The following is an 8,532-nucleotide window of genomic DNA, read 5'->3' on the forward strand; positions in this document are numbered from 1 at the left end:
TATATAGATGCAGATAAATACGGCATGCAGGGCGTGATAATTCCGCTAGAGGATTTGATGAGACAGTATGCCCCCAACCTGACGGCGCTGCTGGACGAAAGGGATGGATGGCAGTATATCACGGCTTCTGACGGCCATGTATATTCCTTCCCCCATGTGGGAAGCCAGGGTGCTTCCAATCCGTATTTTTGGATTAACCAAAAGTGGATGAACAACCTGAACCTGAAGGAGCCTACAAGCTATGAGGAGCTCTACGATGTACTGAAGGCCTTCAAAGAGCAGGATGCCAACGGGAACGGCGACCCCAATGATGAGATTCCCCTGTTCTGCAATACTTTCTGCAATCCGCTTATGCTGATGCAGTACCAGAGCTTCCCCTATTCCGCATGGGAGAAGCTGGGAATCATCGACGGGAAACTGGCTTATGTACCTGCTACGGAAGAATACAAAGAATTCCTGGCCTTCGTCACCAGACTTTACCAGGACGGGCTGATGGATCCCAATTCCTTCACCCAGCCCCATGAGCAGCAGGCTCCCACAGGACAGTCCGGGGATGTGCTGGGCTCCTTCTTTGACGCAGGCGCCTTCCTCACTGTGGGCCGGGACCGTGACGAGGATTACATCGCGCTGACACCCTGGGATGACTGCCTACAGCTAAGCCCTGGCATCAGCAAAGGCGGTGCGGCCATCACGGATGCTTGCGAACATCCCGAGGTAGTGGTTGCCTGGCTCGACACATTCTATACGGAAGAGGGTGGCAGACTGGCTTGGATGGGCGTGGAAGGAGAGACCTATCAGTACAACAGCGATGGGGAATGGGAATGGATTTTGGGCAATGGCCACGGCGATGATATCAGCACAGTGCGCGCAAGCTCTACAATCCAGGGAGCCCAGACCCATCCCTCTGTAGAGCCTGAGGCATGGTCGACGCAGATGTCGCCCAGCATCGACCCGGATGAAGCGTATCTGGGGCAGCAGGCGAGGAAGGTATGGGCTCACGGCGTAGTACCTCTGCCCAACCTGGTCTTCACGGAGGAGCAGAATGCGGAGCTTTCCGTGATTAAGACCGACATCGACAGCTACATCACGGAATACATGGCGAAGGTGGCTACCGGGGAGACCACGCTGGAGGACAGCTGGGACGAGTATATCGAGACCCTGAAGGCCATGGGGATGGACCGCATGTTTGAAATCTATCAGGAAGTATATGATGCAGCTATAGCGAAGTAGGATGTTTCGATGACCCTGACGGCGGAGAACTGGTAGCGATATCACTTCTCCGCCGTTTCGGATTTGCGCCGGGAGGCGTTTTACAGTGAAAATCTGCTTTCCGGAGAAAAGGAGCGATAAGAATTCATGGAAATACAGAAAAAGAAGGAATCCCTTGGAATCCGGCTGCTGAAGAACATGAAGAAGAACTGGATTCTGTACGTCATGATCGCGCCGGTGGTGGTCTATTACATCGTCTTCGCCTATACGCCCATGTACGGCATCCTGCTGGCTTTCAAGAACTATAAGGTCAAGCAGGGAATCATGGGCAGCCCCTGGGTGGGACTGGATCATTTCAGGCGGTTCTTCAGTGCCTACAACTTCAAGCAGCTCATCGGCAATACCGTGGGAATCAGCGTATACAGCCTGATCATCGGCTTTCCCATTCCCATCGTCTTTGCCCTGATGCTCAATTACCTCACCCACAACAGGCTGAAAAAGGTGGTGCAGATGGTGTCCTACGCGCCCTACTTCATCTCCACCGTGGTCATCTGCGGCATGATCACCATCTTCATGGCCCCGGACACCGGCATCCTGAACGTGATCAGGGGGTTCTTCGGCCTGGAATCGGTGAATTTCCTGGCGAAGCCGGAGTGGTTCAAGTCCATCTACGTGTGGACAGGGGTCTGGCAGGGCATGGGCTGGAGCTCCATCATCTATATCTCCGCCCTGGCCGGGGTGGACTATGAGATGCACGAGGCGGCCATCGTGGACGGCGCCACCAAGATCCAGAGGATGATCCATGTGGATCTGCCCTCCATCAAGCCCACCATACTGATGCTGTTGATCCTGCAGATGGGCTCCATCATGAACGTGGGATTCGAAAAAGTCTACCTGCTCCAGAATACCCTGAACAAGAGCGCGGCTTCTGTCATCTCCACCTATGTCTACGAGGTGGGCCTGATCAACAGCGACTACGGCTATTCCACGGCGGTAGGCCTGTTCAACTCGCTGATCAACCTTGGGCTGGTGGTGGCTGCCAACCAGCTGAGCAAGAGGTTCGCAGGCGAGAGCCTGTTCTAGGAGGGAGGTACATATGAAACGGAAAAATTCAGAAAACAGGCAGATCAAACGCTCTTATTCGGACAAGATATTCGACATTGTGAACCTCCTGGTCATGGTAATTCTGCTGGTGATCTTCGTATGGCCGCTGTGGTTCGTGGTAATCGCCTCTTTCAGCAATCCGAACCAGGTGTGGATGGGGGAGGTGGTCCTATGGCCCAAAGGGTTTACTCTGATTTCCTATGAGACGCTGCTGGAATATGAGCGGATCTGGGTCGGTTACAGGAATACCCTTTTCTATACGGTGGTGGGTACGCTGGTGAACCTGGTGATGACAGTGTGCGGCGCCTATCCGCTGTCCAGGAAGGACTTCATGCCCAGGCATTTCTTCATGTTCCTGTTCATGCTGACCATGTACTTCGGCGGCGGGCTGATCCCCACCTACCTGGTGGTGAGCGGGCTGGGGCTGGTGGACACCCGCTGGGCCATGATCATACCGGGGGCGGTGTCCATCTACAATATCATCATCACCCGGACCTATTTCATGAACAGCATCCCGGCTTCCCTGCAGGAGGCGGCCACCCTGGACGGAGCCAATTCCTTCCAGTATCTGATGCGGGTGGTGCTGCCCCTGTCCAAGCCCATCATAGCGGTGGTGGGGCTGTACTACGCGGTGGGGCACTGGAATGATTTCTACACAGCCCTGATCTATCTGTACAAGGAGGATCTGATGCCGCTGCAGTCCTTCCTGAGGGACATGCTGATGTCCACCAAGCTGACGCTGAACAACCTGTCGGGGATGGACACCGCTACCGTGGAGCTGAAGACCCACCTGGCCCAGACATTGAAATATAGCGTGATTATCGTGTCCACCGTGCCGGTGCTGTGCATCTATCCCTTTATCCAGAAATATTTCGTGAAGGGGGTCATGGTGGGGTCTGTCAAGGGATGAGCTTTTTAGAGGGATGAAATGTGTCAGCGCCGCTGAGGCGGCATGACGAAAGGGAAGAAGAGAGCCTGCCCCGTCCAGTACCAGCCGATACCTGGGCACTGGAGGGGAAGATGCGGAACTACATACGAGGAGGAAGACAATGAACCCAATATTACCGCTGCACTATGCGGCGCCGGACGGAGAGCCCCATGTATGGAAGAACGATCCGGATACCCTGTATCTGTACGCCACCAACGAGCTGGTGGGCTGCCCCGGGGACAGGCCGGTGCAGCATGTCTGGTCCACGAAGAATCTGACGGACTGGGAGGAGCACGTCCCGGGCTTTGACGCCGGGCAGGCCGTGGATTTCGAGGATGTGGCGGCGCTGCCTGCCAGCGACTGCATCGAGAAGGACGGCAGATATTATTATTATTTCACGGCGGCGGGAAAGCAGTGCGTGGCTTTCTCTGACAGGCCGGAAGGGCCTTTTTTGGACGCGGTGCCCATTGAGGGGACGGAATTCCCCTCCTGCGGGGATCCTGCCGTCTTCGTGGACGATGACGGCAGCGCTTATCTGTACTGGGGCCAGTTCTATCTCAAGGGCTGTAAGCTGAAAGACAATATGCGGGAGCTGGAGCCGGACACCATCCGCACCATGCTGCTGACAGAGGAGGAGCACGGTTTCCATGAGGGCAGCTCCCTGCGCAAAAGAGGGAATCTCTATTATCTGATTTACTGTGACACGGACAGAGGAGCCGCCACCTGCCTGAGCTATGCGGTGAGCAGGTCTCCTCTTGGCCCTTTCGAGAAAAGGGGGGTAATCATCGACAATGCGGGCTGTGACCTGGCCAACTGGAACAATCACGGTTCTTTGGTCTGCTTTCACGGGCAGTGGTACATTTTGTACCACAAGGCCTGCTTCGCCCTGGAGATGGGAGGCAGGAAAGCCTGCATGGAGCCTGTATATTTCGATGAAAATGGGGACATCGCGGAGGTGGAGATGACCACCCAGGGAGTGGAAGGGCCAATCGACGCCTCTCGCAGGCTGGAGGCCTACCGGGCCTGCCATTTTAAGTGGGCAGCCTGGCACGGAGGCGGAGACCGGCTGGAGCGGGAGGTGGCCTGCTTCTACTGGAAGGAGCCCGTGACCGGATGGCGCAGGACGGCCAGGGACGCGGCCCTGCGCAACAGCAAGGACACAGGGGTGCGCGCCGCCCATTATGTGGAGCGCGGCATCCACAGGGAATACCTGACCCGTCTGACCCATGGGGACTGTATCTATTTCAGATACCTGGACTTTGGGAAAGGGAAGAACAGGTTCACATGCAGTGCGGCCAGCCACAGGACAGGCTGCATTCTGGAACTCCACATCGACGGCGAGGACGGCCCCTGCATCGGCAGATGCCGGATTGGCGACACGGCAGGCTTCGGACCCTGGAACTGGAAGACATTCTCCTGCGCGGTGGAAAATGCGGCAGGGGTGCATGAACTGTGCCTGAAGGTCTGCTCGGAACGCTTCGACAGGGAGTGGCTCTGCGACCTGGACTGGCTGGAGTTTTCATAATGCTGATGCCTGGGTACTGGGCGGAGCGGATGCGGAACTTATAATATGAGGAGAGAGTAAGATGAATGGATTTGAGTTAAGGATAAAGAACGCGGCCCCGGACGGAAGGGCACCTTGCTTGCGGCCTGTCTTTGCCTGGCGGGCCCCGGCGGAATATGACCAGTTCACCGTACAGGTGGCGTCGGATGAGGAGTTCCAGAGGCTCCTGTTCCTCCGGGACACCAGGGAGCGGTACATAGAATTTGACAGTGCGCCCTTAAACAGGGACAGAACCTATTATGTCCGTGTCCGCAGCGGACTGGGAAAATGGAGCACCGCAAACTTTATGACGGAAAAATGATATATCGGCTTTTTGAACATGCAGCTGCCCCGAAACGGCGTTATGGCGGCGCTTATCGGGGCATCACTTCCGGGCCGGGGACTCCTGCTCACGATACTGGGAAGGGGTCATGCCCATATCCTGCTTGAACTTCCGGCGGAAACTGGAGGTGTTGAGATAGCCCACCGCCACACTGATTTCATCGATGGACTGATTTGTGTCCTGCAGCAGTTCTTTTGCCCTGTCCAGGCGAAGCTTCCACAGATAATCCGTGAAATTCTGATTCACCTCTTTCTTCACCAGATAACTGATATAGGCGATGCTGAAATGGAACTTGTCCGCCAGCTGGGCGATGGAGAAGTCCGGATCGGTGAAGCTGGCTTCGATCAGGGCCTTCAACTGATAGGTGTCGGCAGATTTGGAGGTCTGCTGTTCCCGGAAGAAATCCAGCAGATTTCCGATGTCCTCCCTGATCAGGGCGGCGCTCTCCCGGTAGGGGCAGCTGCGGCAATGGTAGAGGGCCTGGAAATACAGGTCGCTGTAGGACTTGAACCGGATGGCGGAGTGCTCCATGGCATTGGCGATGGAGGCCAGCAGGTCCATCAGGATGCAGTGGGCGAAAAAGTCGGGAATCTGCCGGACAGTGGACTCGGAGCGGTCTATGATGAGGAAGAGTTCCTCTATCACCGCCTCCGCCTCCCGGAACTGGCCGCTCTGGAGGAAGGCGGAGAGCCTGCCCATGGAATCGTAGGGGTAGGCCAGGGCATGGTCCGCCTCCAGCAGGGAGCCGGATTCCGTGAAGGACACCACAGGCATGCGGTCCCAAAGCCCGGCGGCCTGGACGGCCTGCTCGTAGAGGGAGGGGATGTCCAGAGGGGAGGAGGAGCTGGCGCTGATGGAGGAAAGGTATCCGCTTTCCTTGTGCAGGTCGGCTAAAAGCTCCTGCAGGACATCCTCCTTGTGGGGCTCCGGGCCGGAATAGTTCAGCAGCAATACGGCAGTATCCTTGGAGGATTCCAGAATGACACAGGTATCCTCGGAGGTCAGGGAATGCCAGAAGAAATCCAGGATTCTGCTCCAGGGGAAGGGCATTTTGGGGGACTTCATCTTGATGGCGAAGATATTATTGTCTTCATCCATGGTGAAGAATCCGTCTATGTCCGGCAGCCCCTGGGGGCCGTTCGGCTGGTTGGAGGAGACGATGGTGTCCAGGAGGGACTTCTGGACGGAAAGCTTGTACTTGTCCAGCTTCTCCTGGAGCCTGCGGTTCTTCAGGGTGGACTCCGCGAAGCTCTTGTCCAGCTGCTCGAAATAGCTCCGGCGGCTGTCCAGGGAGGGGACGATTTTGCGGGTGAGCTTGTACAGGGGCAGGTAGGTGCTGCGCATGGACAGCCAGATTAGGAGCAGCCCGGCGATGCCCAGCCCAAACAGCACCAGGTAGGCAGTCCGGAATGCCGTGCTGGCCCGGTCCAAGAGCTCCTGGTTGGAAATCAGGGAGACCATGGCATATCCCTGCCCGAAGTCCCTGTTGACGCACAGGGAGGTCTGGTTGTCCACGGGGCAGATGCCGTCCGTGTGGGAGAGGATATCCAGGTAGGGCAGCAGCATGTCCGTGCCTGTTCCGGCGATGATGTTCCCGTCAGGATCCGTCAGGGCGATGGCGGGCATCTCGGAGGAGGCCGTATTCCTGCACAGCTGTGAAATCTCCATGGTATTGATCACGAAAAAGGTGATGTGGTTGGCGTATGTGGTGCTCACGGGGAAATAGATCAGGTATTTCGCGTCCCCATCCCTAAAATACAGGAGCTGGTTCCGGTAGCCGTCCTGATAGGGGGCCGGGTCGAAGGTAAAGATGCTGCCGGAGGGGGAGTACATGCGAAAGACACCGTCCACGTATTCCGTGCGGATATAGGTGGAGGTCACCAGGTTCCGGTTCTTGTTCAGGTAGACGATGGAATTGATATAGGGCTGCCCGGTGGTGTACCCCATGAGCCCGTGGTAGGCCTGGTACTGATGCCATTCGTCGGTGGTGTAGCGTGCGGTGATGATATTCATGTTCCCGCGCATGGAGTTGTTGATGGCGTCCAGGGAGATGATCTCATCCAGCAGGGTCTCCGTGAGGCTGCCCAGGCGCTCCATGGACTGGGCGGTGAGCTGGTCCAGGTACAGCCTGGAGAGCTGTGTGCGTATGATGTAGAAAAAGCCTGTGATCAGGACGCTGAATATGATGAAATAGGACAGAAAATAGCGCAGTAATGTATTCCCGGCAGCTTTGCGGAGTGGCTGCTTCATTCTCATAGTAAGTTCCAAACCTTTCCGTGGCGATGAAATGACTCTGTCTGCAGCGATATGTGTTGATACCTTTATATTACTATTATAAGGGAAGCGGGTGCGCAACGCAAGAGCAGGATGCTTGGAGACGGAAACGTAGTCAAGAAGAAGCTGGAGAGAGAACAGGAAGACGGCGTCCGGACAGAGGGGGACGGTGTCACGGCTGCCCGTCCTCCGGGTGGAGCAGGTCTGCCAGGGTGATCCGGTCCAGATAGTCGCCAATCGCTCTGTCCAGCCCCTGCCACAGCGCCAGGGTGCGGCAGGCATCCCTGCGGGGACAGGAGGGGGCGTCCTCCTCCAGGCAGGATACCGGCGCCAGGGATTCCTCCGTCAGGCGCAGGATGTCGCCCACAGTGTACTGGTCAGGGGCCTTGGTGAGCTTATAGCCGCCGCCCTTTCCGCGCAGGCCTGTGAGGAGCTTCCCCTTCACCAGGAGCTTGATGATGCTCTCCAGGTATTTCTCGGAAATCCCCTGCCGCCCGGCAATCTCCTTCAGCGGGACATACTTGTCCGACTGCTGCTCGGCCAGGTCGATCATGACCCGGAGAGAATAGCGTCCTTTCGTAGAAACCAACATAACAATCCCATGCCTTTCCGCAGTCCGTGGGCTTTTTTGTCTGAACCCTTCGCGACCCCTGTAATCAATAAACCTACTATAGGAAGCAGGAGCAGCTTCCTATAGTCATAAACCTACTATAGGAAGCAGGAGCGGCTTCCTATAGTCATAAACCTACTAATAGGAAGCAGGAGCAGCTTCCTATAGTCATAAACCTATTATACAACATGGTTAGTGGGAAAATCAATGGGAATATGGCGAATATGGTCTGGGGCCGATTGACAAAATACGGATTCTGTTATATACTTCCATTAACCTACTTAAAAGATAGGAATAAACAGGCATCAGGCGTATGCGTGGCGGGAAACGGCGCAGATGCGGATGATGCCGCCGGAACAGGAGACAGGAATATGGGAAAAATCTATACATCCGCGGACCAACTGATCGGCAGGACGCCGCTGCTGGAGCTGGCGCACATCGAGAGGGAAGAGGGGCTGGAGGCCAGGATCCTGGCCAAGCTGGAATACCTGAACCCGGCGGGCTCCGTGAAGGACCGGGTG

At 56.3% G+C, this 8,532-nt stretch carries 7 protein-coding genes; 5 read left to right on the top strand and 2 right to left on the bottom strand.

Annotated elements, in window-relative coordinates; translation table 11 throughout:
* The 5 genes from Q2B33_RS10115 to Q2B33_RS10135 form a co-directional block, all read left to right on the top strand.
* Window positions 1–1,230 (top strand): hypothetical protein (locus Q2B33_RS10115; protein WP_300913980.1); only part of this gene is annotated, 1,230 nt, incomplete at its 5' end.
* Window positions 1,231–1,356: 126 nt separating this feature from the next.
* The gene (locus Q2B33_RS10120; protein ID WP_296456006.1) at window positions 1,357–2,292 is read left to right on the top strand and encodes a sugar ABC transporter permease; all 936 of its coding nucleotides are present in this window, start codon (window positions 1,357–1,359) and stop codon (window positions 2,290–2,292) included.
* 13 nt (window positions 2,293–2,305) lie between these two features.
* On the top strand, window positions 2,306–3,223 hold the full coding sequence (locus Q2B33_RS10125) for a carbohydrate ABC transporter permease (protein WP_300564015.1): 918 nt from the start codon (window positions 2,306–2,308) through the stop codon (window positions 3,221–3,223).
* Between the two features lie 139 nt (window positions 3,224–3,362).
* The gene (locus Q2B33_RS10130; RefSeq protein WP_300564017.1) at window positions 3,363–4,766 is read left to right on the top strand and encodes a family 43 glycosylhydrolase; all 1,404 of its coding nucleotides are present in this window, start codon (window positions 3,363–3,365) and stop codon (window positions 4,764–4,766) included.
* A 61-nt stretch (window positions 4,767–4,827) separates the two neighbouring features.
* Window positions 4,828–5,106: a hypothetical protein gene (locus Q2B33_RS10135; protein ID WP_296456015.1), complete on the top strand. Its 279-nt coding sequence runs from the start codon at window positions 4,828–4,830 to the stop codon at window positions 5,104–5,106.
* A 63-nt stretch (window positions 5,107–5,169) separates the two neighbouring features.
* On the opposite strand, the gene Q2B33_RS10140 is transcribed toward Q2B33_RS10135, so the two are convergent.
* Both Q2B33_RS10140 and Q2B33_RS10145 read right to left on the bottom strand, forming a co-directional pair.
* Entirely contained in the window at window positions 5,170–7,377 is a 2,208-nt protein-coding gene (locus tag Q2B33_RS10140) for an AraC family transcriptional regulator (protein WP_300898369.1), read from the bottom strand.
* 196 nt (window positions 7,378–7,573) lie between these two features.
* On the bottom strand, window positions 7,574–7,993 hold the full coding sequence (locus Q2B33_RS10145) for an Rrf2 family transcriptional regulator (protein ID WP_300564019.1): 420 nt from the start codon (window positions 7,991–7,993) through the stop codon (window positions 7,574–7,576).
* Between the last annotated feature and the right edge of the window lie 539 nt (window positions 7,994–8,532).

The organism is uncultured Acetatifactor sp., assembly GCF_948601915.1.
Taxonomy (GTDB): Bacteria; Bacillota; Clostridia; order Lachnospirales; family Lachnospiraceae; genus Acetatifactor.